Origin of the sequence: Sorangium sp. So ce381 (assembly GCF_051473845.1) — a bacterium.
GTDB lineage: Bacteria > Myxococcota_A > Polyangia > Polyangiales > Polyangiaceae > Sorangium > Sorangium atrum.
Genome location: NZ_CP150336.1, coordinates 10978535 through 11003470 on the forward strand (window position 1 = coordinate 10978535; position 24936 = coordinate 11003470).

The 24936-nt window shown below is 69.4% G+C and carries 16 protein-coding genes; 5 read left to right on the forward strand and 11 right to left on the reverse strand.

The annotated features are described in order from the left end of the window. The first annotated feature begins 110 nt into the window (after positions 1–110). Complete coding sequence (locus WMF29_RS41190) at positions 111–1064, forward strand: ArsR/SmtB family transcription factor (RefSeq protein ID WP_437325549.1); 954 nt, start codon at positions 111–113, stop codon at positions 1062–1064. 2 nt (positions 1065–1066) lie between these two features. Further along, entirely contained in the window at positions 1067–4906 is a 3840-nt protein-coding gene (gene metH / locus WMF29_RS41195) for a methionine synthase (RefSeq protein WP_437325550.1), read from the forward strand. Positions 4907–5054: 148 nt separating this feature from the next. On the opposite strand, the gene WMF29_RS41200 is transcribed toward metH, so the two are convergent. The 9 genes from WMF29_RS41200 to WMF29_RS41240 all read right to left on the reverse strand — a co-directional run bounded on the left by WMF29_RS41200 (position 5055) and on the right by WMF29_RS41240 (position 16641). Further along, positions 5055–6464 carry a DUF1552 domain-containing protein gene (locus WMF29_RS41200; protein WP_437325551.1) on the reverse strand — a complete coding sequence of 470 codons (1410 nt, stop codon included), beginning with the start codon at positions 6462–6464 and terminating at the stop codon, positions 5055–5057. After that, positions 6461–8182, reverse strand: a complete 1722-nt coding sequence (locus tag WMF29_RS41205; RefSeq protein ID WP_437325552.1) for a DUF1592 domain-containing protein — start codon at positions 8180–8182, stop codon at positions 6461–6463. The genes WMF29_RS41200 and WMF29_RS41205 overlap by 4 nt, the downstream gene beginning before the upstream one ends. A gap of 300 nt (positions 8183–8482) precedes the next feature. Beyond that, positions 8483–9283: a BPTI/Kunitz domain-containing protein gene (locus WMF29_RS41210; RefSeq protein WP_437325553.1), complete on the reverse strand. Its 801-nt coding sequence runs from the start codon at positions 9281–9283 to the stop codon at positions 8483–8485. Positions 9284–9481: 198 nt separating this feature from the next. Then, a complete protein-coding gene (locus tag WMF29_RS41215) occupies positions 9482–9898 on the reverse strand; it encodes a hypothetical protein (protein WP_437325554.1) in 417 nt (138 codons plus the stop codon). 185 nt (positions 9899–10083) lie between these two features. After that, positions 10084–10947, reverse strand: a complete 864-nt coding sequence (locus tag WMF29_RS41220; RefSeq protein WP_437325555.1) for a BPTI/Kunitz domain-containing protein — start codon at positions 10945–10947, stop codon at positions 10084–10086. Between the two features lie 216 nt (positions 10948–11163). Then, positions 11164–12879, reverse strand: a complete 1716-nt coding sequence (locus WMF29_RS41225; protein WP_437325556.1) for a metallophosphoesterase family protein — start codon at positions 12877–12879, stop codon at positions 11164–11166. A gap of 122 nt (positions 12880–13001) precedes the next feature. Then, positions 13002–14234: a c-type cytochrome gene (locus WMF29_RS41230; RefSeq protein ID WP_437325557.1), complete on the reverse strand. Its 1233-nt coding sequence runs from the start codon at positions 14232–14234 to the stop codon at positions 13002–13004. Then, the gene (locus WMF29_RS41235; protein ID WP_437325558.1) at positions 14231–15622 is read right to left on the reverse strand and encodes a DUF1501 domain-containing protein; all 1392 of its coding nucleotides are present in this window, start codon (positions 15620–15622) and stop codon (positions 14231–14233) included. Before WMF29_RS41235 ends, WMF29_RS41230 begins: the two co-directional genes overlap by 4 nt. 191 nt (positions 15623–15813) lie before the next feature. Then, complete coding sequence (locus WMF29_RS41240; RefSeq protein ID WP_437325559.1) at positions 15814–16641, reverse strand: HAD family hydrolase; 828 nt, start codon at positions 16639–16641, stop codon at positions 15814–15816. On the opposite strand from WMF29_RS41240, the gene WMF29_RS41245 reads away from it, so the two are divergent. From WMF29_RS41245 to WMF29_RS41255, 3 genes are all read left to right on the forward strand, one after another. Next, positions 16640–17410, forward strand: a complete 771-nt coding sequence (locus WMF29_RS41245) for a hypothetical protein (RefSeq protein WP_437325560.1) — start codon at positions 16640–16642, stop codon at positions 17408–17410. The genes WMF29_RS41240 and WMF29_RS41245 overlap by 2 nt on opposite strands. Before the next feature lie 67 nt (positions 17411–17477). Next, the gene (locus WMF29_RS41250) at positions 17478–18368 is read left to right on the forward strand and encodes a hypothetical protein (protein WP_437325561.1); all 891 of its coding nucleotides are present in this window, start codon (positions 17478–17480) and stop codon (positions 18366–18368) included. Positions 18369–18379: 11 nt separating this feature from the next. After that, the gene (locus WMF29_RS41255) at positions 18380–18865 is read left to right on the forward strand and encodes a hypothetical protein (protein ID WP_437325562.1); all 486 of its coding nucleotides are present in this window, start codon (positions 18380–18382) and stop codon (positions 18863–18865) included. A gap of 270 nt (positions 18866–19135) precedes the next feature. Here the strand turns inward: WMF29_RS41255 and WMF29_RS41260 are convergent, their stop codons facing one another. Both WMF29_RS41260 and WMF29_RS41265 read right to left on the reverse strand, forming a co-directional pair. Next, a complete protein-coding gene (locus tag WMF29_RS41260) occupies positions 19136–19795 on the reverse strand; it encodes a nucleotidyl transferase AbiEii/AbiGii toxin family protein (protein WP_437325563.1) in 660 nt (219 codons plus the stop codon). Continuing rightward, entirely contained in the window at positions 19776–24644 is a 4869-nt protein-coding gene (locus tag WMF29_RS41265) for a hypothetical protein (protein ID WP_437325564.1), read from the reverse strand. The genes WMF29_RS41260 and WMF29_RS41265 overlap by 20 nt, the downstream gene beginning before the upstream one ends. Positions 24645–24936 lie beyond the last annotated feature (292 nt).

A 24936-nucleotide genomic window follows, 5' to 3' on the forward strand; every position in this document is an offset into this window, starting at 1 on the left:
TGTTCCGGGCTCAGCTCGGCGGCCAGCGCTCGGCGCCCCTCGGGCACCGGCGCGCTTGACTCCGGCAGCCGGCGCCTCTATTACATTCGCACATCGAGATACATGAATACATGAGTCTTTCCGAGTACATCGAGACGCTGAACCTCCTCGGGGACGAGAGCCGGATACGGCTCTGCGTGCTCCTCCGCGAGCGCGAGCTGCGGGTGACGGATCTGGTTCGCGTGACGGGCATCGCGCAGTCGCGCGTCTCGACGCACCTCGGGCGGCTCCGCGAGGCAGGGTTCGTCCGGGATCGGCGCCAGGGGCCGCAGTCGTTCTATGCGCTCGCGGTCGATACCCTGCCCGGGACCGCGAAGGCCCTCCTCGATGAGGCGATGAAGTCGCCCGACCCGACGCTGGAAGGCGACCAGCGGCGCCTCCTGGAGCTCGACGCCGAGCGGCGCGGCGGCCTCCCCGAGTCCTTCGCCGGCGAGATGGAGCGGCACTACTCCCCGGGCCGGACGTGGCAGTCGCTCGCGGTCGGCATCGCCGCATTGCTCCGCCTCGGCGACGTCCTCGACGTCGGATCGGGCGACGGCGCGGCGGCCAGCGCGCTCGCGCCTTACTGCCGCTCGCTCACCTGCGTCGACTCGAGCAGCCGGATGATCGAGGCCGCGAGAGAGCGGTTCTCGACCCAGCCCCACGTCCGCGTCCAGGTCGCGGATGTGCACGCGCTGCCGTTCGGAGACGCCTCCTTCGACTCGGTCCTCGTGTTTCACACGCTGACCTACGCCGAGGACCCGCCGCGGGCGCTGGAAGAGTGCGCCCGCGTGCTCCGCCCGGGCGGCCGGGTGGTCGTCCTGTCGCTCGACGCGCACCAGCAGCGGGAGATCACCGTGCCCTACGGCGAGCGCCACCCCGGCTTCTCGCCCGCCGACATCCGCGCCATGCTCGCCCGCGTGAAGCTCGATGTCGTCGCGTCCGAAGTCGCCTGCCGCGAGACGAAGAAGCCCCATTTCCAGGTCGTGCTCGCCATCGCCGACAAGCCGACCCCCTGTCCCTCCAAGAGCGCCAAGCGAGGCTGATCATGCCGTCCAACAACCCCACGCCTCCCCTCCATCCACTCCAGAAGCTCCTCCAGAGCCGCATCGTCATCATCGACGGCGCGATGGGGACGACCATCCGCACCTACGGGATGAAGGAGGCGGACATCCGGGGCGAGCGGTTCGCGGGTTCGAAGAAAGACCTGCTGAACAACGGCGATCTGTTCTCGCTCACGCAGCCGGAGATGATCTGCGATATCCACCGGCGGTTCCTCGAGGCCGGCGCGGACATCATCGAGACGAACACCTTCGGCGCGACGAGCATCACCCAGAGCGAGTTCTTCGTGGACGACCCGCGGGAGCACGGCGGGCGGAAGGATCCGGCCTTCTATCAACGGATCATCGACGACCCGTTCCTCAACGACCTCGCCTGGGAGATCAACGAACAGTCCGCGCGGCAGTGCCGCGAATGGGCCGATCGCGTGGCGAACGCCGACGGGCGGCAGCGGTTCGTCGCGGGCGCCATCGGCCCGCTCACCGTCTCGCTGTCCAACTCCCCGGACGCCGACGACCCCGGCTTCCGCGTCGTGACGTTCGATCAGGTGAAGCAAGCGTACGTCCACCAGATCCGCGCCCTGATCGCCGGCGGCTCCGACGTGCTGCTTGTCGAGACCATCTTCGACTCGCTCAACGCGAAGGCCGCGCTCGTCGCCATTCGAGAGGTGTTCGACAAAGACGGCAAGACCCTGCCGGTGATGATCTCGGCCGCGGTCGGGCGCGGCGGAGAGACGATGATCTCCGCGCAGACGGTCGAGGCGTTCTGGAACGCGGTGAAGCACGTGAACCCGCTCGCCATCGGGCTGAACTGCTCGCTCGGCCCGGACCTGATGTATCCGTTCCTGTCCGACCTCTCGGAGAAGTCCAGCGCAGCGATCTCCTGCTACCCGAACGCCGGCCTGCCCAACCCGCTCTCGCCCACGGGCTTCGATCTGGAGCCGCCGGACATGGCGCGCCACATCGGCGGCTTCGCGGACGCAGGCCTCCTCAACATCGCCGGCGGCTGCTGCGGCAACACGCCCGAGCACATCGCGGCCATCGCCAAGGCGCTGGCCGGCAGGCCCCCGCGCGCCCTCGCCCCGAAGACCCACGCCGAGGCCCCGCCCGGCGGCGCGCCCTCGTCCGGCCCGCCGATCCCCCTGCGCCTGTCCGGCTCGCAGCCGTTCACGCAGCAGCCCGGCGTCTACATGATCCTGGGCGAGCGCACCAACGTCGCCGGGTCGCCGAAGTTCGCGAAGCTCATCAAGGAAGGGAAATTCGAGGAAGCGGTGGGCGTCGCGCGCCAGCAGGTCGAGAACGGCGCCAACGTCATCGATATCTGCATGGACGAGGGCATGATCGACGGCGCCTCTGCGATGACGCGCTTCCTGCTGCTCCTGGCCAGCGAGCCGGAGGTGGCGAAGGTCCCGTTCATGGTGGACTCGTCGAAATGGGAGGTCATCGAGGCCGGCCTCAGGTGCATGCAGGGCAAGGGCATCGTGAACTCCATCTCGCTCAAGGAGGGTGAGGCGAAGTTCCGCGAGAACGCGAGGACCATCCTCAAGTACGGCGCCGCCGTCGTGGTCATGGCCTTCGACGAGCAAGGGCAGGCCGCCACCTACGAGGACAAGATCCGGATCTGCAAGCGCGCGTACGGCATCCTCGTCGACGAGGTGGGGTTTCCTCCCGAGGACATCATCTTCGATCCGAACATCCTCACGGTCGCCACCGGCATGGAGGAGCACAACAATTACGCCGTCGACTTCATCGAGGCCACCCGCTGGATCAAGGCCAACCTGCCGCACGCCAAGGTCAGCGGCGGCGTGTCGAACATCTCGTTCAGCTTTCGCGGCAACAACCGGGTGCGCGAGGCCATGCACTCGGCGTTCCTCTACCATGCCATCCGTGCCGGCATGGACATGGGCATCGTCAACGCGGGCATGCTGGAGGTGTACGAGGAGATCGAGCCGGAGCTCCGCGAGCTCGTCGAGGACGTCCTGCTCAACCGGCGCCCGGACGCCACGGAGCGGCTGGTCGATTTCGGCGAAGCGCTGAAGGCCAAGAGCGCCGGCGCCGCCGCGACCGAGAAGAAAGAAGAGGAGTGGCGCAAAGGCTCCGTCGAGGAGCGGCTGTCGCACGCGCTGGTCAAGGGCATCGACACGTACATCGATGTCGACACGGAGGACGCGCGCGCCAAGCTCGGCCGCCCGCTCGCCGTGATCGAGGGCCCGCTGATGGATGGAATGAGCGTCGTCGGAGATCTCTTCGGCGCCGGCAAGATGTTCCTGCCGCAGGTGGTGAAATCGGCGCGCGTGATGAAGAAGGCCGTCGCGTACCTCACGCCGTTCATGGAGGCGGAGAAGGCGGCGATGGCCGCCGCTGGACAGGAGGTGAAGACGCAGGGGAAGATCGTCCTCGCCACGGTGAAGGGCGATGTCCACGACATCGGCAAGAACATCGTGGGCGTCGTGCTCGCGTGCAACAACTACGAGGTGATCGACATGGGCGTCATGGTCCCGTGCGAGAAGATCCTCGAGCGCGCCAGGCAGGAGAAGGCGGATCTGATCGGCCTGAGCGGGCTGATCACGCCGTCGCTCGACGAGATGATCCACGTCGCCCGCGAGATGGAGCGGCAGAACTTCAAGCTGCCGCTCCTGATCGGCGGGGCAACGACAAGCAAGGCGCACACCGCCGTGAAGGTGGCCCCGCATTACAGCGAGCCGGTCGTGCACGTGGTCGACGCGAGCCGCGCCGTGCCCGTCACGACGAGCCTCCTGAGCGAGGAGGGCAAGGCGGCGTTCGTCGCCCAGCACCGCGCCGAGTACGAGAAGCTCCGCCGGCTCCACGCGGCGCCGAAGCACAAGCTCGTCTCCATCGAGGCCGCGCGCGCGAACCGGACGCGGATCGAGTGGCGCGCCGAGGATCTGCCGGTGCCCGAGTTCACCGGCGTGCGCGTGCTCGAGGACTTCCCGCTGGCCACCTTGCGCGAGTACATCGACTGGACGCCGTTCTTCCACACGTGGGAGCTGAAGGGCGTCTATCCGCGGATCCTGGAGCACGAGAAGTACGGCGAGCAAGCGCGCCAGCTCTTCTCCGAGGCGAACGCGCTGCTCGACACGATCATCGAGGAGAAGCTGCTGACGGCGCGCGGCGTCTATGGCTTCTTCGCCGCGAGCGCCGTGGGCGACGACGTGGAGGTGTACACCGACGGGACGCGCACGAAGGTGCTCGAGCGGTTTCACTTCCTGCGCCAGCAGACGGCGAAGGAGAACGGCGAGCCGAACCGGTCGCTCGTGGATTTCATCGCGCCCAGGGAGACCGGCCTCCGGGACCACATCGCCGGCTTCGCGGTCACCGCCGGGATCGGCCTGAAGGAGCTGTGCGAGCGGTTCAGGGCGGTGCACGACGACTACAACGCCATCATGGCCGAGGCGATCGCCGATCGCCTGGCCGAGGCGTTCGCCGAGTGCCTGCACAAGCGGGTGCGCGACGAGTGGGGCTATGGCCGCCAGGAGGACCTGACCAAGGCCGAGCTCATCGAGGAGAAGTACCGCGGCATCCGGCCCGCGGCGGGGTACCCTGCGTGCCCGGATCACACGGAGAAAGGCACGCTGTGGCGGCTCCTCGACGTCGAGAAGAACACCGGCATCCGGATCACCGAGTCGTTCGCGATGTGGCCCGGCTCGAGCGTGAGCGGCCTGTACTTCGCGCACCCGGAGGCCCGGTACTTCAGCCTGGGAAAGATCGATCGCGACCAGGTGGTCGACTACCACGCGCGCAAAGGCATGACCGTCGGGGAGGTCGAGCGCTGGCTCGGCCCGAACCTCAACTACGACGCTTCAAACTAGTAGAAATCTCGCCAGGGACCTGTCTCGCGAACGAGGAGAAATTTCGACGCAAAGACGCCAAGGGCGCAAAATCGCAAAGAATGCACAGAATCTGTTCTTTTTTGCGACTTTGCGTCTTTGCGCCTTTGCGTTGAAATCTCTCGCCGGATCAGGCCTTGAGCTCGTCGAACTCGCCGGGCTCGCCGAAGGAGCCGAAGTTCGCGATCGGCCCCCCGCCCTCCTCGGTGCAGCCGACCGCGTTCGCGAAGGTCGTGAGCAGCTTGTTGTGGGGCGCGTCCTTGTCCTGCACCGTGCTCGACTGCCGCGTCACCTTGATGTACTGCCCCGTCTTGAAGTAGCCGCCGCAGCTCCCCGCGATGATGTACGGCAGGTCGCGGAAATCATGGCGCTTGCCGTCGGAGAGCTCGTTCATGAACACGACGGCGCTGTTGTCGAGCACCGTGGCCCCGCCCTCCTCGTAGCCCGCGAGTCGGTCGAGCAGATAGGCATACTCGCCCACGTACCAGCGATCGATGTCGAAGAGCATCTCCTCGTAACCGTCCACGGCGCTCCCGGTGTCGTCGTCCCTCGTGTTCCCGTGGGAGAGCTTGTGGTGGTTGTACTCGTGGGCCATCCCATCCCACTTGAAGATGGGCCCCGCCGCGCCAGAGCCCCATTGCAGCGTCGCGGAACGCGTCGCGCCGGTCGCGATCGCCAGCGCGAGGATGTCCATCTGCATCCGCCCGACCTTCTTGAACTCCGCGTCGAACGCCACCGTGTCCGGGTCGATCGCCTCGATCTCCGCCGCTCGCTCCGGCGAGAGCTCGCGCGGGATGATCCCCGAGCCGCCCATGTCCACCTCGAGGTCGCGCACCGTCTGGAAGTGCATCTCGAGCTTGTCGCGATCGGCCTTGCTGAGCTTCTTCTTGAGCAGCGCCTCGTACTCGACCGAGACCAGGTCGAGCACGCTCTCGCGGCGCTTCGTGAGCCGGACGAGCGCCTCCTCTTCGAGGTCCGTCCCGCCGACCAGGTCCCGGTACGCGAGCCACGGGTTGTTCTCGCCGCTGACCGGCGCCTCGCTGGCGGTGTACGAGATGTGCCCGCGCACGTTCGGCGTCTTCGACCCGACCATCAGCGTCAGCGCGGGCGTGCCCGGCGGGTTGAGCTTGTTCGCGATGAACTGGTCGAGCGAGATCCCCGCCGCGTACTGGCTGCCCTGGACGAGCGGCTGCGCCGTGAGCTTGCAGCCCATCCCCTTCGCGTGATCGTCGCCCGCGCTCGGGTCGAACCCGTAGCCGCGCGGCGCCATGTGGATGCCCCGCGGGATCAGCAGCTTGTCCCGGTACGCGGCGAGGGGCGCTATCGCGCGCGTCGCCCCGAACGAGGCGGCCGTCAGCGCGCCGTACTGCGTGCTCGGGAAGAACTTGGCCATGTTCACGCCGTTGCACATGAAGAAGGCGATGAACCGGCGCGGCGCGCTCGCCGGATCGGCCTTGGCGTCGCGCGGGCGCAGCGACTCGAGGAGCGGGAGGCCGAGCATCACCCCGCACGCGCCCCGCAAGAACGTTCTGCGATTCATTGGTCCACCTCTTCCACGGCCCGGTACCTGAACGTCTTCGTCTGCGTGAGCGCGACCAGCAGCTCCTTGATGTTGTACCCGGACGCGCCGAGCTTCGCGTCGAGGTCGGCGATCGTGCACGCGTCCTCGCTCGAGAGCTGGCGCGCATTGCCGTAGCGGTACCAGTTCGTCAGATAACACCGCTGCGCGACGGGGCTCTCCGCGAGCTGCGTCGCGAGATCCACGGCGCCGTCGAAGCTGATCTCACCGTCCCCGACCTCGATCGTGCCTGTCGCGTCGATCGTCTCGCCGTCCTCGTCGGCGCGGTAGCGCCCGACCGCGTCGAAGTGCTCCAGCGCGAAGCCCGGGGGGTTGATCACGCCATGGCACTTGTTGCACGCGTCCGGCGACGTGTGCACCTCCACCTGGTCGCGCGTGGTCTTGATGTCGCCCTGGATGGGCGGCAGCGTCGTGTTGATGTTCGCCGGGGGGTCCGGGAGGTCGGTGCAGAGGATCTGGCGCTGGATGAACACGCCGCGGTGGATCGGCGAGCTCTTGTTGAAGAACGCGTGCGAGCTCAGGAAGCCGGCCTGCGTGAGCAGCCCCGCCCGCTCCGCCGGGTCGAGCGGCGTCTCCACGAGCTCGCTCGTGAACGACCCCTCCACGCCGTAGATCGGGGCGAGCTTGTCGTTCACGAAGCCGACGGGCGCCGTCATCAGCGTCCTGAAGTCGCCCTCCATCTCGAGGATGACGTGCCGGATGAACTGCTTCGTCTCGCCCATCATGGCCGAGGACACGCTGGCGTCGAAGTCCTCGTAGAGCGCCGGATCCTTCGAGAGATCGGCGTAACGGCTCATGTGGAGCCACTGGGCGTGGAACTCGTCCAGGGCGCTCGTCGCCTTGGGGTCGTCGAGCATGCGCCGCGCCTCGGCCTCGATGCCCTCGGGCGTGGCCAGCGCGCCGCCCTCCGCCGCTTCGAGGAGCGCGTCGTCGGGCAGGCTGTTCCAGAGCAGGTACGAGAGCCTCGTCGCGACCTCGTAGGCGTCGAGCGGGATGATCCCCGCGCCGTCGAGCTCCTCGCTGAGCTCGATGCGGTAGAGGAAGTGCGGCGACTGGAGCATCGCCTCGATGACGTGGCGCACGCCCTGCTCGAACGGCGTGCCCGCGTCGAAGAGGCCATTGCCGCGGGCATATGCGGCCACGTACGCCTCCTCCTGCTCCGCCGAGAGCGGCCTCCTGTAGACGCGCTTGCCGAGCTCCCGGATGAACTGCCGGGCGCAGGCCGCGCCGTCGCCCTCCGGCGCGCACGGCAGGATCTTGCCGAGCACGGCCTGGTCGACGACGGCGTCGGCCGCGATGGTCTCCGCGGCGCGGCGGTAGTCGCGGGCCAGGCGGTCGGAGACGAGGAGCCCCTTGGCGTTGTTGTTGAACCCCTCGAACGCCGGGTCCGCGAGGAACGCCGCCGACGCCTTCATGTCCTTGCCGAAGAGGTCCCGGATGCTGTTGTCGTACTGCGCGTGCGTGAGCCGCGTCAGGCGCGGGGTCGGGCCTGGCGCGGTGACGCCGGGCTCGCACTGGGCGCTGGGGTCGGTGCCGGGACCTGGGCCGGGACCGGTGCCGGTGCTGGTGCCGGGACCGTCGCCCGGATCCGATCCGCCGTCTCCAGACGTTCCCGAGCACGCGACCGCGCTGAAGAGCGCGATGGCCGCGAGCAGCATCCTCGGGGTGCTTCGATTCACGGGCAGCTCCTTCGTGAATGAGGTCGAAGAAAGGAGAATCTACGAGCGCTCCATGGGAAAGGCTATCGGGGCCACGCGCCCAGCGTCAATGCGAGGCGGCGGTGGAGCGGTACGCTTCAGCTTCAGTTTCCGTCCTTCCCGTCCAGTGCGCCAGAGCTGTTCACCGGAATCGGCGCAGCGCGGCCATTGACGCGCCGAGCCTCGAAAGGCGCCCGGGTGGGTACAGGGAAGTGCCTTATCTACGATTCAGGAGACAGCGCCTGACCGCGCACGCCGGGAGCGCTGGTCGTTCCTGGCCGTTCAGGGTGTCGCGGGCATCTGCGGCTGACACCTGCCCGACGAGCAGACCGCCGTCATCCCGTCCGGGAACACGGGCGCGCACGGGGGGCACGCGCCCATGCCGGCGGGACAGACCAGGGCATCGAGCTCCGCGCTCTGGTTGAGGGCGACGATGCCTGTCCCGTCGCACCCCTCGCAGCAGCCGAGGCCGTCGCGCAGGACGCAGTCCGAGTCGACCGCGCACTCTGTCAGCGGCGACTCGCGCACGTCGAGGACGACGCAGCGCCCCGCCTCGCACGTGGCGGTGAAGTACTGGGTCGTGCGCTCCGCCTCGGTGACCTCCGGGCACGCCCCGCACGCCACGCCCCCGCACCCCTGGATGATCTCGTCGAGCTTCGTCCCGGCGCGGTTGATGGCTCTGAAGTTCTCGGCGCTGGCCGTGTCACAGGCGCCGCAGCAGCCCCGCGACACCAGGACGCAATCGCTCGGCGCGTTGCAGACGCCTATGTCGGGAAGCTCGCCCCGACAGGCCTCCTCGCACGCGTCGAGGGAATCGAAGCGGTTCTCGTTGCCCTCGCAGCCTCCATAGGTGAACTCCCTGCACGCGCCGGCGGCCGGGTCGTACCAGTATTTCGGGAACGCCGCGTCACACCGGCCAGGATCCGCCGGCAGCAGGCAGCGGACGGGCAATTGCCCATCGCCGCCAGCGCCACCGCCGCCGGTCTCCGCAGACGAACCGCCGCCGCCCGGGTCCCCGCCACCCGAGCCTGCGCGGTCCACCTTTCCGGAGCAGCCTGCGGCGAGCAGAAGGGATGTAAGCAAGCCAAGACCCAGGGATAAGCGCCGAGGCATGCCGGGCGAGTTGCAACGGGCATGCCCTGGGCGTCCGGTCGATGCGCCCGCTGATCTCGGCCCGGATCGCGCGGGCGCTGGGCCTCGGTGTGCCAGGCGGCGCGGCACACCGTGACGACGTCGTCGAGGGGACCGGTCCCTGAGCTGATCGCCGTCAGGGGTCGCGCGTCAGCCGGACGTTGTAAATGGTGCTCCCGAACGCGATGCTGCCGTCCGCCCTCTGCTGGTCGACGAGAAAATCGAAGGCGAGCGCGTCGCGCGCATCGACGGTGCATCCGGGCTCACGACAACCGCAAACGCCGCTTTCACACAGCGCGAGGTATCCGCAGTCGACAGGCCGCTCGCCCGCGAAGCAGCCCTCGGACCCTTCTTCCCATGCCCCCCGTTGTGCATGCATTTGTAGGAGCCTGAGCCTGGGTTCGACGCCAGAAGCTCGCACCAGCGCTTCCAGAGCTCCCGGGGGTCGATGGCGAAACGCAGCCGGCGGTCGGTGAGCTGCGCACCGAGCATGGTGAAATCGAACCCTTCGTAAGGCAGGCCGATATTGTAGCCGACCTCCAGCCCGACGGTTTCGGGATAGGCCATATCCGGATCTACGGCCGGGGGGTAGCGAGGCTCCCGTGCCGAAGCGCACCTTCCCCTGGATCGATGTGCCCTCCACGGTGGCGACGTCGGCAGGAGGCTGCGCGCTCAGCTCGGGAGGATGGATGGAAAGCGCTGTGGGCCCAGGCCGATTTCTGCTGTTATGCGACGCTGGGCGCGCTGCTCGCTCAAGGTGTGGCGGGCATCTGCGGCTGACACCTGCCCGACGAGCAGACCGCCGTCATCCCGGGCGGGTAGACGGGCAGGCACGGATTGCACGCGGCGCCGAAGTTGCCGGGACAGACCATGCCTTGGAGATCCGCGCTCCTGTTGAGGGCGACGATGCCTCTCCCGTCGCACCCCTCGCAGCAGTCGAGGCCGTCGCGCAGGACGCAGTCCGACGCGATCGCGCATTCTGTCAGCGTCGACTCGCGCACGTCGATGACGACGCAGCGCCCGGCCTCGCACGTGGCGGCGAAGTACTGAGAGCTGCGCTCGGATTCGTCGACATCCGGGCACGGTGCGCACGCCACCCCCTCGCACCCGGTGGCGATCTGGTAGTCGTGCACGCTCGCCCGGTTGAGCGCGACGAACGCGCGGGCATCGACAGGATCGCAGGCGGCGCAGCAGCCCGGCGATGCGAGGATGCAATCGCCCAGCGACTCGCATGCATCCATGTCAGGAACGCCGCCCTGACAGGCCTCCTGGCACTGCTCGAGCGACTCGAAGCGATTCTCGTTGCCCTCGCAGCCGCCATAACTGAAAGGGACGCATACGCCTGTTCGCGGATCATGCCAATAACGCGGGATCGCGCCATCGCAGGGCCCGATATCCTGCGGCAGCGTGCATCGGGTGGGCAATCCCCCGCCGGCGCCTCCCGCTCCGGCAATCCCCGCGCCTCCGGTCCCTGAGCCCGAGCCGGAGCCGCCCGTGCCCGCGACCGAGCCGCCGGTCCCCGCGACCGAGCCGGCGCCACCCGGATCCCCGCCGCCCGTACCTGTGTGGTTCACCGTCCCGGAGCAGCCCGCGACAAGCAGAAGGGAGGTAAGCACGCCAGGACCCAGGGGTAAGCCGCGGAGCATGTCAGAGCATGTGGCAACCGGTGTGCCCACGACGTTGGGTCGATGGATCCGCGGAACGCCCGCGGAATCGAGGGGGCTGCAGGGCGCGGTGTGCCAAGCGGCGCGGCACATCATGACGAAGTCGTCGAGGGGGCGACGCCCACCGCTTCGCGCGAAGCGTGGGAGACGTTATGCACCTCGCGCCGATCAGGGCCGGGGGTCGTCCAGATCGGCGGTGATCTCGAGCGGCGGCAGCTGCTCGCGGAAGAACGCGTTGTACTTGGGATCGTTGTACCGCTCGTACTCGATCGCGAACGGCGTCAGCTGGCTGACCCCGCCCTTGTACCGGATGGTGAGGGCCATCGGCGTGACCTCGCGGTAATTGCTGGTCTCTGGCAGGTCGTCGTTGGTCTTCCCGCCCGCGGAGAACAGGGTCAGCAGCACCCCGTCGGGGTCGTCGTGAACGACGCGGAAGCCCTCCGGGACGCGCTCGTGGCCGCGGATCAGCGTGGTACAGCCGAGCTTCTGCATGAAGCTCTTGAACTGCCGCTTGCCGAAGGGGAAGCGCGCCGTGGACCTCTGGAGCTCCGCGGGGATCGCGTCGACCTCGCTGGGGTCGCTCCAGAGCATCTGGAACCGGATCTCCGGGTCGTTGAGCGAGGACACCGACGTCCACCGGGCGGCGATGGTCTCGTCGCGGGGGATCCCCGCGTGGACGAAGAGGATCCGGTCGAAGACCAGCATGTTGGGGAGCGCCTCGAAGAGGCGCATGTAGGCGGCGAACACCTCGTTCGGGGCGATGGCCGCGAGCGAGCTCATCGCCTCGGAGGGCCGCACCGGCGCGAGCACGCGGCCGTTCAGCTCGACGTAGTACTCGTGATTGCCGCGCAGCACGAAGACGTTGTCGGGCGCGGCGAGGAAGAGCTGCATCACCGTGCGCAGGATGCCGTTGTAGCTGAACCTGCCGCGATCGATGTAGTCGCCCAGGAACACCAGCATCATCCGCGGGTTGTGCGCGGGGTCGTCCCGGTGGGCCTGCACCTTGGCGAAGAAGTCGGCCTGCATCAGCGCCCCCTTGAGGCACGAGTAGCAGCCGTGCAGATCGCCGATGACCAGGAGCTCGACGTCCTCGGCGGGGTCGGGCGAGGCGACGTAGACGTGGCCGTCGAGGAAGGGCGCCTGCCCGGCGAAGCCCGCGAAATCCGCCGCGCCGTCGAGCCGGCCCGCGCCGCGCGCGCGCTGCTCCTCGAGCTTCGCCTCGAACCTGCGCATCAGGTCCATGTCGACCTTGGCCTGCTCCGCGAACGTGGCCGGATCGCTCGCGTAGTCCCACTCGAACGCCTTGAAGAACGGGTGATCGACCTCGCGCGCCTGCTTGCGCGTGGCCGGATCGATCACGACCGCGCCCTGCTCGATCGTCTCGATGTCCACGTCGTCGATCTCGATCGGGGACGCCGACAGGAGCGACGACAGCTCGTCGCGGAACCGCTGCTCGTTCGGGTGGACGACGCCGTCGGCGAGCATGAGCTCGTCGACGGTCGCGAGCAGCGCCTTCCGGTTGTCGTCGTCGAAGCCGTCGAGGAGCTCGAAGCAGCGGAGCTTGATCTTGGAGAGGACGAAGTCCTTCGGGTCCTCTCCCTCGGCGACGCTCTCGGTGAAATGGCTCTGGATCTGGTGGTCGATCTCGGAGAAGACCTCGTGGAAGTGGCTGGTCCACCGGCCGACGACGTCCGGGTTCTCCTGCCCCTCGCCGCCGAGGGCGTCGCGCGCGCGCTGCCGCACGAGGTCGTGGATGTAGCCGCGGATGAAGGACTTCTCGGTCGGATCGAGCTCGCCGTCGATGTACCCGAACCCGGTGAGGTAGTAGATGATGGCGTGCATCTGCTGCTCTGCGACGCGCGGATCCGGGCTGAACGACATCATCAGGCAGCTCTCCTCTTCGCGATGGTGCCCCAGGGTAGCGCAAGACGGGCGCGCGGCGGCGGCGAGCGCGCCTCACGGCCGCGCGGGCGAGCGCGCATCGCGGCCTCGGCGGCGAGCCGGCATCACGGCCGCGCGGGCGGCCCTGCGCGCCCGACGAAGGCGCGGATCCGCGCGCGGTCGGCCTCGGACAGCGTGTTTCCCGGGGGCGGCATATTCCGCTCGTCGACGACCCGGCGCGCGATGGCCTCGGGGAGCGAAGCCCACGCCGCGGGCGTGGAGAGGTCGACGCCGCCCTCGCCGCGCGGGCGGTGGCAGCGCGCGCACGCGCGGGCGAACACGGGCGCGATCTCCCCCCAGGCGGGCCCGGCGTCGTCCTCTGCGGCGAAGCGCCGGAGGGCGCTCGACGCGAGCAGCCACACGTCGCCGCTCGGCGAGCCGACGAGCCTGCCGCCCTGCGGGAGGCGCGCGCCGCGGGTCTCGCGCGCGCCGGCCTTGTCGAGCACGCCGAGCTCGTCGCCGTCGGCGAACCACGCGCGGTCGCCGGAGACGGCGAGCCCGTGGAGCGCGGCGCGCGCCCGGAACCGGAGGCGCAGGACGCCGGCGCCGTCCTCCGCGTAGAGCGCCGCGGGTGTCGCCGCGAGCAGCGCGCCCGCGCCGGTCAGGGCGAGGAGCGGCGCGGCGCCGTCCGCCGGGAGCGGGTACGATCGCAGCGCCCTCGTGGCGACGTCGAGGGCGCCGAGCCCGTCGCCCCCGGCCGCGAAGGCCACGCGCCCGGCCCCCGCCGCGAACGTCGCGAGCGGGCCCGTCGCGTAACGCGTGACGGTCTCGCCGTCCGCCACCGCGATCTCGCGGTCCAGCGCGAAGGTGGCGCCGCCCTCGCCGAGGCCGATCGCGGACCGCACCGCGGCGCGCTCGAGGCCGTAGCGGTCGGAGACGACCTCGAAGGTCCCCTGGCCCGGGAGCCGGAGCAGCCGGCCCTCGGCGTCGACGCCGACGATCCACGTGCCGTAGCCGTCGGGCGCGGGCAGGGCCGCGGCGCTCACCCAGCGGTGGGGCGCGCGCTCCACCCTCGCGAGGGCGCCGTTCACGAAGACGGCCGCGGCGCCGTCGTGGAACACCACGACGCGGCGCCCGTCGTCGGCGACCGCGCGCACCGGGCCGAGCTCCCCCGGGGACGGCCACGCGACCTCGCGCACGACGAGCGGCGGGAGGGGCGCCGCGGCCTGCGCCGCGCATCCGGCGAGCGAGAGCGCCAGCGCGGAGGACGACAGCGCCAGCGCAGAGGACGACAGCGCCAGCGCGGAGGACGACAGCGCCAGCGCGGCGGCGGACGCCGCTCGGCGGAGGAGCGTCACGGCGACCGGAGCAGCTCCGGCACCACCTCGCCGTCGCGCAGGTGCTCGCGCGGGGAGATGCCGAAGGCGAACAGGAACGTGGCGAGCAGGTCCGGCGGGGCGATCGGCCGCGGCCCCCCTTGGAACGTCTTCGCCGGGACCGGCAGGAGCTGCTCCGGGTCGGTCTTGCCGAACGCGAAGCTCCCGCGGAAGCGCGGGGAGATCACCATCGCGGAGTTGTTGGGGTAGTGGTCGCGGCCCATCGCCGTGTTGAGCTGGGGCGTGCGGCAGAAGTCGCTCGTCACGAGGATGTGGGTGTGATCCGAGAGCTTCTTGCCGGCGCGGGTCGGGTGCGGGGTCTTGTCGAGCGAGCCGAGGAGGGCGGCGATCAGGTCGAAGAGCTCCTGCTGGGTGGCCGCGTGCTGGCGGTAGTTGCTCGTGTGCGTGTCGAACCCGCTGCTCGAGAAGCTCACGCAGCGGACCACGTTCCGCCGCATGGCCTCGATCGCGAACGCGGCGTTGACGGCCGCTTGCCTGGCGAAGCGGGCCGCGTGGTTGAACTCCGGGTGCGCCTGGATGAGCTTGCCCCTGGAGAACACCTCCTGGAGGCCTGCGCCCAGCATCTTGCCGAGGCCTTCCGCCTGGATGGCGAAGCTGTGCAGGGCGTCGGTGTGGCTGGATCGCGCGGCGAGGGAGCTGGCTTCCTCGGAGAGGAGCGCGGTCACCGCGGCGCGGTCCTCGTCGGTGTCGTAGTGGCGCGCGCGGAACAGCGAGCGGCTCAGGGTGCCGATCTCCCCGACCATGAGCGGGACGGCGCGCCGATCGAGGCGCTCGCCGACGAACGCGGACGGGAACTGCACCGAGACGACGGGGAAGGTCTGGCCCGCGCCGAGCTCGCTCCCGCAGATCGCGTCGACGCTGGAGGCCACGGTGCGGCCGCCGCTGAGGTGCCGTCCCGTCGTCGAGAAGGCCGTGCCGTCGGGGTGGCTCACGGTGTTCATCGCCAGGCCGTTGAGGATGCACAGCCGGTCGTGCATGTCCGCGAGGGCGCCGATGCCCGGGCCGAACGCGAGGCTCGATCCCTTGGGCGTGACCGGCGCGAAGCTCTTCGCGCCGCCGGCCGCGGGCGCGTCGACCCAGAGGCGGAGCCCCGCGGTGTCGGTGTTGTCGGTCGTCGCGGGGCTCACGAGGCCCCTGGCCTCGTTCCGAGGATCGGCCCAGAGCGTCACGTCCCAGCCGCCGGACGCGTGGATGAAGAGGAAGAACTCGTCCTCCGCGGCCTTGCCCTGCGCGGCGAGCACGCGCGCCGGCAGGCCGAGGACGCCGGCGAGCGCCGCGCCCGCAGCGGCCTCGAGCAGCGCGCGGCGCGGGACGGCGAGGTAGCGGGAGCGGGGGGCGTGGCGAGGCATCGGGCGTGCTCCTCAGGATACCCTCCGGGGCCGCGCGCGCCCGCACGACATTGCCTTCGAACGCGACCGCCATCGCGAGCACCGGCGCCGCACGAACGAGCTCATCGGGGATCTGGTCGTGACGCCGCCTCGAGGTGGCGAGGCCGAGGTGCGCTCTGATGCCGCCTTGAGATGGCGAGGCCGACGTGCGCTCAACACCAGCTCGGAACGAAGCCGAGGTGCGCGAGCCGCTCGAGCACGAGGGCGACGCCGTCGTGATCGTTGGCGCTCGTGACCTCGTCGGCGGCGGCGAGCACGTGGGGATGGGCGTTGGCCACGGCGACGCCGCGCCCTGCCCAGCCGAGCATCGGCAGGTCGTTGGGCATGTCGCCGAACGCGATCACCTGCGCCGCCGCGATGCCGTGCTCGGCGCAGTACGCCTCGAGCGCGAGCGCCTTGGTGACGCCGGCCGCGGCGACCTCGACGAAGTTCGAGCCCGAGTGCGTGACGCTCGCGAGCGCGCCGGCGTGGGCGCGCGTGACTTCCAGCAGCTCCTCGAGCGTCCAGCCGGCGTGCTGGACGATCAGCTTGGTGACGCCTTCCCTGCACAGCGCGACCGCATCGTCCCGCCGCATCCGCGGGTCGTCGCGATCGTTCGGATGTTCGCCGGGGATCACATAGCCGCGCTCGCACCCGTACTGGATCCCCGCCTCGACGGCGAAGGCGACGCCGGGTACAGCGGCGCGCAGGCTCTCGATGAGCACCGACGCGGCGGCAGCCGGCAGCAGGTTCTGCCGCAGCACGGCGTCGTTGGTCACGTCATAGACGAGCCCACCGTTGCTGCAGATGGCCGTACCGCGCAGGCCGGTCTGAGCCGCGACCTGCCGCACGCGCCGGGGCGGCCGCGCGGTCACCGACATGAGCGTCAGACCTGCCGCCTCGGCCATCGCGAGGGCGCTGCGCGTCCGCGCGGAGATCGAGCCATCCGTCCGAAGCAGCGTGCCGTCGAGATCGAGCGCGACGAGTCGGAGGGCTTCCATGCTGGCCAATGCGGCGCATAACACGCATCAGTGCGTCGAGCACATGCCGGCCCCGCGCACGGAGGTGGAGCGGCGCCTGTATGAGCACCGGCACGCCGACCTCGCCCGGGCCCGGCGGCGCGTGGGCGAGGTGGTCCTCATGCCGCCGCCCGGCGTCGTGGGCATGTTCGTGAACGGCCGGGGGCTGAAGGACGGCAGCCGCGTCTACGTGAGGCCTGGCCAGCACGAGGTGATGGCCGTCGGGCAGGAGGGGCAGGTCGCGCGCGCGGGTGTGAGGGTGGAGGCGGGCGAGTCGAAGGAGGTGCCGCTCACGTTCGACAAGCCGGCACAAGCGCCGAAGGACCACGCGCAGCCGCCGAAAGGGGCTTCCGGGCCTGGAGCGCCCGGGCCTGCGGCGCCAAAAGGGCCGCCACAGGGCGCGGGCCGGCCCGGGCCGGACTTCCGGATCGTCACGACGGGCGCGGTGGCCTCGATCGGGTTCTTGGTGGCAGGCACCGTGTCCTTGCAGAGCGCGCGGGGGTACGGGCAGGAGGCGACGGCGGCTCGACATCACGCCCGGGTGATGAGCGCGGTCGACCCCGCATTTCAACCCGACTACGACGAGATAATCGATATTGCCGCAAACGGGAAGCTGATGCGTCTCCTGGGTACCAGCGCGTTGCTCGCCGGGGCGGCAGCAGGCGCGGCCACCCTCGTGTACGTCTGGTTGCCGCACGACGCGCAGATTCGAGTGGCGGCGCACGGCGCGGAGGTTCGCGTTCGATGGTGAGCGTCGGCGATGTCGCTTTGGACCGTCAGCGCGTGAGCATGCCGACGCTGGCACGGAGGCCTTTCTGATGCGGCGTCCGATGTTGCTGATCGTCTCCGCGACGACGCTGCTCGCGTGCGAAGACGAGTGGTTTGTGCCGCTGCTTCCGCCGCCGGCCGATTCGGCTCCAGTGCTGTGGATGTGGGTAGGCGCGGAGGACGATGCGCCTCCCTGTATCGACGGCCAGCCGCCGAAGTGGGAAGGCTGGATGGCTGACGCGCCTGAAGGGCTGCCGGACACATGCGATGCGTGCGAATGTGGTCCGGCGGCGTGCGAGCTGCCCTCCACGGTCATGGCGAACGCGATGACCTGCCCAGGCGGAAGCACCTCGATCGCGCTCGACGCCGGAGCGGGATGGGATGGGACATGCGCTGCGCTCCCGTCGCCCGTCCAGCCGGACGAATTCGCGTCCGTCGTCTACGAGCCGCCGACGCTCTCGCCATGCATCCCCTCGGCGACGCCCGAGCCGCCGCCCGTTCCGGCAATGTTCGTCCGGGTGTGCGCCGGCAACACGGCACAGGAACCGCCGGGGTTCATCCCCTGCATGCAGGCCAGCAGCGAGGGGACCTGCCGGCGTGGCCTGACACGACACGAGTTCTTCGAACAGCTGATCGACAACCGCGCCTGCGCTCCGTGCGAGTGTGGTCCCCCAGCGGGCGGCAGGTGCGTCGCCGACGTCGGCTTGTATGCGGACAGCGCATGCAGCGACCGCATGGAGGCGGGGTTCCCCGTCGGCCTCGGGGAGACGGCCTGCGCGGACGTCACCTCGCCCCTCCCGCTCAGCGCGATGCGCGCCACGCTCGTGGAGGAAGAGCCAGGCGCCTGCTCCCCCAGCGTCGCTGCCGTGCTTGGCACCCTGGAGCGACGCGAGCCGCACATCGTATGTTCCTATTCCGAGATGTGGTGGAAGACACCGTGAGGTGGATGACGATGTCCATGTCGAGCGCGCGGCTCACGCTCCTGGCCGTGCTGTCGTTGCCAGCGATGGCGTGCGCCAACCATCCGGACATCGCGGGGAAGGCGGTCGTCGCCCTCGACGGTAAAACGCTGAATTACGATACCGGCGATGATGGGCGGAGGTTCGTGAAAACAGGGGAGAGGTGGTCGACGGGGTGCTACCTGAAAGACTCCTTGCCGGAGATGTCCCTGGACCGCGCGCGCGACGACGACCCGCCGATCAGCTCGATTGTATTGCTCGTCAAGCGCGAGGATGACGGCGGCGAGCCTCTACCGAATGTCGCGATGTACACAGGAGACGATTTCTACGATGGCTTTTGCCACGTCGTGGCGACGGTCGGCAGCGACCCGCGCGAGGTGGAGTTCTCGACGGGCGACTGCGAGCTGCAGCGAGCCCTCGACGGCCATCCCGCGCTGCTCGTCTCCGCTCTGTTTCACGTCAAGGAGTGCGACGACTAGGTCACGGCCGGCGCGGCCGGAGCCACGCGCGGCGCCGGCCGCGCCGCGGGACCGCTGATGCCAACTTGGCCGACCCTCTACGCCTTTTTCAGGCCATTGACCACTCGGCGCGCAGGTGCGTTCCCGAGGCTGCTTGGCGTGTTCACCGGCGCTCCCCGGGCGGCTGGCGAATCCGCAGGTACGCTGGTGATCAGCGACAACAAGAGATCGAACGTATCGGGGAGCAGACACGTCCGTGCCTTCACAGCATCGCACGGCTCGAGAGGCTCCTCAGGACTCGTCGCTCTGCGTGGGGTAGGCCAAGCGCCCTAGACGAGAGATGAGATCCTGGAGAAAGGCACGCAGCTCCGGCACCGGGATGTCACCCGGGACGGAGGCATCATCGCCGATCTCGATCTCCGAGAGGATCCATGCCAGGGAGCCGGGCGTCACAGCACCATCCTTCCGCTTGGCACGCGGCAGCGCGTCCTCCACGCTGTAGCCTGCCCGCTCCAGCGCGAGCACGTCGACCAGATCGCGGATCTCCGAGCGGGACAGCAGCGCGCAGAGCTTGTTGGCCAAGATCTCCTCCGGCGGGTCCACCCGGATGTCGCCAAAGTGCTGCTTCTCCGGGCAGACCTGGAAGGTGCGATCGACGACCAGATCGACCATCACCCGATCCTTCCCCCGCTTCACCAGGCGGCGGCGAAACGTGGGCGCTGTCTCTTTGTTCTCGATCGCACCGCCGAGCTCCTCCGCGACCGCTCGCAAGGCATCGTCCGCGTGGTCGAGATCCATCGAGGTCGTGAAGAGATCCAGATCCGCAGTTCGCCGGTGGTGGAGGTGAAAGCCAGCGAGCGCCGCCCCCCCCGTCACGAAGAACCGCCGTTCGCGACGAAAGAAGGCCGCCAGCACCTCCTCCTGCAACGGGCTAAGCAGGCTCTTGCTCAAGTAGACCCTCCTTGTGCCATAGCTTCAGCAGAAACTCCCAGAAGCGCCTGCGTCGCCCGAGATGCCGTGCCAGCTGACTGAACCGCGCTGCGACCTCTTCGGGTGTGGTGAACCGCCAGACGTCCGGGTCCTGGGCTTCGCGCAGGATCTTGCCCAATAGCCGGTCGCGCTCCGGCGGCGAGGCGCTCTTCAGCCGGCGTCGGACCTCGCTGACAGGAATGGGATCGTCCCAGAGAAAATACGGGATGGCCTGATCGTCATCGAGATCGCTGGAGAGCGGAGTGGCCAGCTCCGGGTTGCCGGGGCCGGCCGGAGCCTCGGAAGAGCTACATCTTCCCGGGGCTGATGGGCTCGCAGCGTCGGGTTCGTCAGCCCCGCGGACGCTGCCTGAACCGGGCAAGGGTACGACGTCGATCCTCGGGCCGCCGACGCTCAAGTCGCCCATGACCGCGAGCCAGAGCCAGCTGCGAAGCGCAGATGGCGCGTCTTTCGAGAGATAGTCGATGATCCCGGGGGCGGGTTCACGAAGCAGCCTGACGCCCCAGACGAGACGTTGACTCCGATCGTCCAGCGCTCGCTCAAGCGCACAGCGCCTGATCACGAGCGCCTTCTGCCATGTGATTTGACCCGTTGAATGATGAGAATAAATGGCCTGTACGCGCCCCTCGCGATCCATGAAGCACCAGTTCGCGCCTCCTCCCACGGGCCTCGCGTCGACGAGACCGAGGAGGAGGCGGAGCCATCTGGCCGGGAGCCTGCACGACTGCGCGACGCCACGAAGCCCATGATAGCCGGCCTCGACGGAGGTGCCCATCAGCTCGATCGCTCGGCCGCCCACCGGAATCTCGTACGCTCCGATGCGCTCTTCCGACCAGGGGGCCCACATGGCCTCGCCAGGATCAACACCATGACACCCCAACTCGCCGTCCTCGCAGAGGCGACCGAGGGTCTGTGGGTCAACAGAGCGCGCATGATCCGCAAGCAATCCGGCGTCGCGCTCTGCCACCGCGGCGGCTCCGATCCATAGCGTGGAGTCGGCCTGACTCTCCCGCTCACGTGCGCGGACTTCGCCCCAGAGGGTGATCCATTCGTCTTCTTCCCGTTCGAAGCGCGGAGCTGCGCCTCTCGGAAGACGAAGCCAAGGCTCGATCTCGGGTGGCGGGGCTGTCATCACCCACTCGACGGCTCGCGCCACCTGATCCCGGGCGTCCAGGTGGCACGAGGAGACGAGGCCGTCATCCGCCCAGAACACCCAGGGCTCGCTTTCCCGGGAGGACTCCAGGCCGGCGTCGCTCGCGGGATTGGGCTCGATCGGGGCGATGCGCACGGGATCCACGGGCGGCTCGATCGGCCCGTTGGCTCCGCCGCGCACGTCCGCAGGCGCGCGTGCCGCGAGATAAGCTTGCAGCTGACGGCAGCCGGTCCGGATGTACTTCTCGGCCACCGTACATACCGGGCTGACATCCCCACGTACCCTGGCATCGCCGTGGTACCGCGCGATCGCCACGTCCATCCCGACGGTCGCGACCGGCCCCTCATCGTGCGAGTCGCCGTAGAACTCAGCCTCGTTCCAACCCACCGCACGCAGGTGTGCCACGAGCGCGCCGCACGCGAACCGAAGCGGAGAGAGCGCGGGGAGCTCCGCCTGTTCCGCATGCGCGCGCAGGAGTCGGTAGGTGCGCGGGTCAAGCCGCGCTGCTCGCTCCGGCGACCACAGATGCAGATCCATCGAGGCCGCGTGCCGGAAGAACGGGTCGATGGCCGGAGGCACGACGTACCAGGCAAACCTCGTTGAGACTGGCTCGACCCCGTGACGATCGCTCGCCGCTCGTGCGGCCTCTGCGTCGATGGGGAGCGTTTCCCCGGTCGGCGCATAGAACCGATGCGCGCGTTCGAGTGCAATAGGATCGATGACGACGCCCACGGCGCGCGCGCGCTCGACGATGCCGCGCGCCGCATGGAGCACCGCGACGTCCTCCCGGCGATGGGGGGCGTCCGGGGCAAGCAGGTGCTGGTCGACCCACCCGACTAGCCGCTCCAGCCTCGGATCTGCGCCGGTCAGGCAGGCGGCCCCGAAGGCCACCATCGAGACGTCCTCGGCCATTTGAGGATCGTTGGTGCCAATCACCAGATCCAACCACCGGATCAGCTCGTCGATATCTGTGGAAGCCCAACGCGCCAGCTCGGCGCGGATGCGCCTGCGCCTGGCCGTGATCACCGACGTGAGCGCCCAGGCCAGGAGCAGCGGCGGACCGTCCGCCGGGTCGTCTTCCACGAGCGTGAGCTCCTCCAACGCCCGATCGCCGCTGCCTTCCCACGGCTGCCCGCCGTCGCCGGGCAGATGCTGCGGACCTGACCAGAACTGGTCACGCCTCGCCGGCAAGAAGGGCAGGAGCGCCTCATGGACGAAGCGGGGACCGAACGGGTGCGTCACGTCCCGAGCCACCGGGACGCACAGCTCGGCCAGCACCCGCCGGCACGAGGGCATACTGGCCCGCAGCCGCTCGATCACCCATCCGTGGTAGGTGCGGGCTGCGCCGTCATCCAGCGCGGCGATGGCCCGCAGCTCCAAGCGTTCGATCTCCTCGTGCGGCAGCTGATCGCGCCAGAGGCCCGAGCGAACCAGGCTGATGCCCTTCTGCGCGAGCAAGATCGCCGCCTGCGTCAAGGCGTCGCGCCGATCCCGCATCACCTCGGGGAGCGGCGGCACCTCGCCTCGTGCCAGCGCGTCGTGCGCTGCGTCGCACGCTCGGCGGGCGATCAGATGGTCGATGAGGGGCTCGAACGCCAGATCGATATTCTGGATCGGTGGACGGGGATCGTCCGACTCCTTCACCCACTCGGTCACGAGGCCGTGCTCCTTCGCCTGGTCGAGCAGCCAGTGGGCGTCATCGATCGAGAGCGCCTGCGCCGGCGGGAGCGCGGCGCGGATCACGTCGGCAGCGTCATCGCGGCGCATGTCGCGGCCGTTCATGCGGGCCTCGGCGAGCGCCGTGAGCGCCTCCCACAGCGGGACGCGCCGGCTCCACCCGCGCTTGTCTTGCAGCTCTCTTTCGACGCGTTGAAGCTTCTCGCCGAGCAGCGCCGTGAGGGACACGTCCTGGGGCCGAGAGCCCCAGAAAGCTCGGTGCGCCGGGATCCGCCGGCGGAGCTCGCAGTAGAGCCGCACGCTCAGGGGCTCCCGGAGCGCCCAGCGGACGCGCCTGTCCGGGAGCCCAATGCCCCATGCGCGGCAGGTCTTGCGCAGCAGCGCGTCGACCTCGCGGCCCGTGGGGAGCGCGATCTCGTGGAAGAGGTCGGCGCGTACGCGGCCCAGGATCGCCTCGCGGCTGGCCGTCCGCAGGGTCACCGCAGCCCGCACGCGAGGATAGCGCTCGAGGTGCGCCGAGAGCTCGCCTAGCAGTTCGGCCCAGCGGCGGTGCTTCCCCGGCTCGTCCAGACCATCGATCGCAAGCAGAAAGCAGACCGGCTCGGACTCCACCCCGTCCTCGTGGTCCCACGCCGAGCCGGACGGTTGGACAGGGCCCTGGACGCCAGCGGTGCCATCTGGAACCTGCACCGACTTTCTCGCCCGTCGCACGTGGGCGCGCATCGCCGATGCTTCCATGGCGTTCAGGATCTCGGGGAGCCGGGAGCGAGGTTGATCCAGCGCCTTACGAAGGATCTCTTCCCACCCTTCGTCGACAGGACAATCCCTGGCGCGGAGAATCACCGCCGGCATCCCGCGGCTCAGCCGCTGCTCGACCGCATGGGCGAGGCCATGGGTCTTCCCGACGCCCGGCGCACCGACATAAGCGCCGAGGAGCCGCGCTCCACGCCAGCGTGCCCACGCACCGCGAAGCAAAGAGGATGGATGCCCCAGCTCGTCGACACACCGATCCAGATGCTCGCGAATGCCACGCGTGGGGGTGTGGAACTGATCGTGTTCGAGATCGCGGAGCACCCCGGCGAGCCGCCGGAGGGGCTCCTCGTCGTGCTCGCTCGGCTTCAGCCGCTCCGGGAGGGGCGTGGCGTGACAGAGCGCGTAGGCCAGCGCATGGCCCGCGTCGACCATGCGGTCCAGGGCGTCAAGGGCTGCCCCGCGGAGCTGCTCTGCGTCAGGGACATCACGCCGGAAAGTCGATAACCGCGCCAGGCGAGCCACGTCCTCGCGAAGCGCCTCCAGCTTGGCCGTTGCCTGCGTCACATGGCCGAGGATCTTCGCGCGCGCTTCGGACTCACCCAAACGAAGCGCGAGATCCTCCTCAAGCCAGCCGGTTGCGTGCAGGTCCGGATCGTAGCGCCGCGCATTGAGCCAGCCACGGCGGGCAGCATCGAAGCGCTGGGCCAGGTCGGCCAGTGTAAAGACGCCGTCGGTGAACCAGTAGGCGTGCAATCCCTCGTTTTCGCTCTCGCCGAGCAGAGCTTCGAGCCTCGCCCTGTCCCAGAGATCAACTTCAACGTTCGGCGCAATCGCGGTTGCCCTGGCGATCCAGTCTCTCCACCGCGCCCGCTCCGGTTTCTCCTTGCGTCCGCGGTCGTCGGTCATGGCACAGGGCAGCGCAACGCAGTAGCGCACGAGGTTCGGGCGTACCCGGATCGCTGTCTGAAAGGAGTCGCGGATTTGATCGATTTGGGCCTGTCCGAGGCGATCGGGAAACCACTTTACCTGCAGGCCTACGATCTTCCCGGATGCCAGCACGGCGTACGCGTCCAGGCCACCATCGCCCCCCAGCCCGTCGGGGATCCGGACGTCCCGGAGATCGCCCCGGTACTCCCGCCGGCACCAACGCTCGAAGAGCTGGCCGGCGAAAGCCTCGAAGGCCTCGGCCTTGTCCTTTCCGTGCGCGTCGAACCGGCTCCAGTCCATGCCTCTCGCGAGAACATGCCCCTCGATGCCCCCGGTGCGCAAGCTGGCGCGAGCCGCTTCGACCCGCGTGCCGCGCAGGCGCCGGGCGCGAGCGGCTCGGTGTATGAGATCGTCGCTCGCGCGAGCATCCATCGCGTCGTGGTCACGCCCGTGGTTGTGGTCACGCCCCTGGCGGAGCGCGCCCCGGCGGGCTGTACCGATCCAGCGGCGTTTCCGCCCCAGCCAGGCCAAGACGAGCGAGCGCGCTGTCGAGGGTGGAGGACGACCGGAGATCCGGCGGTGCGCCCTCGCG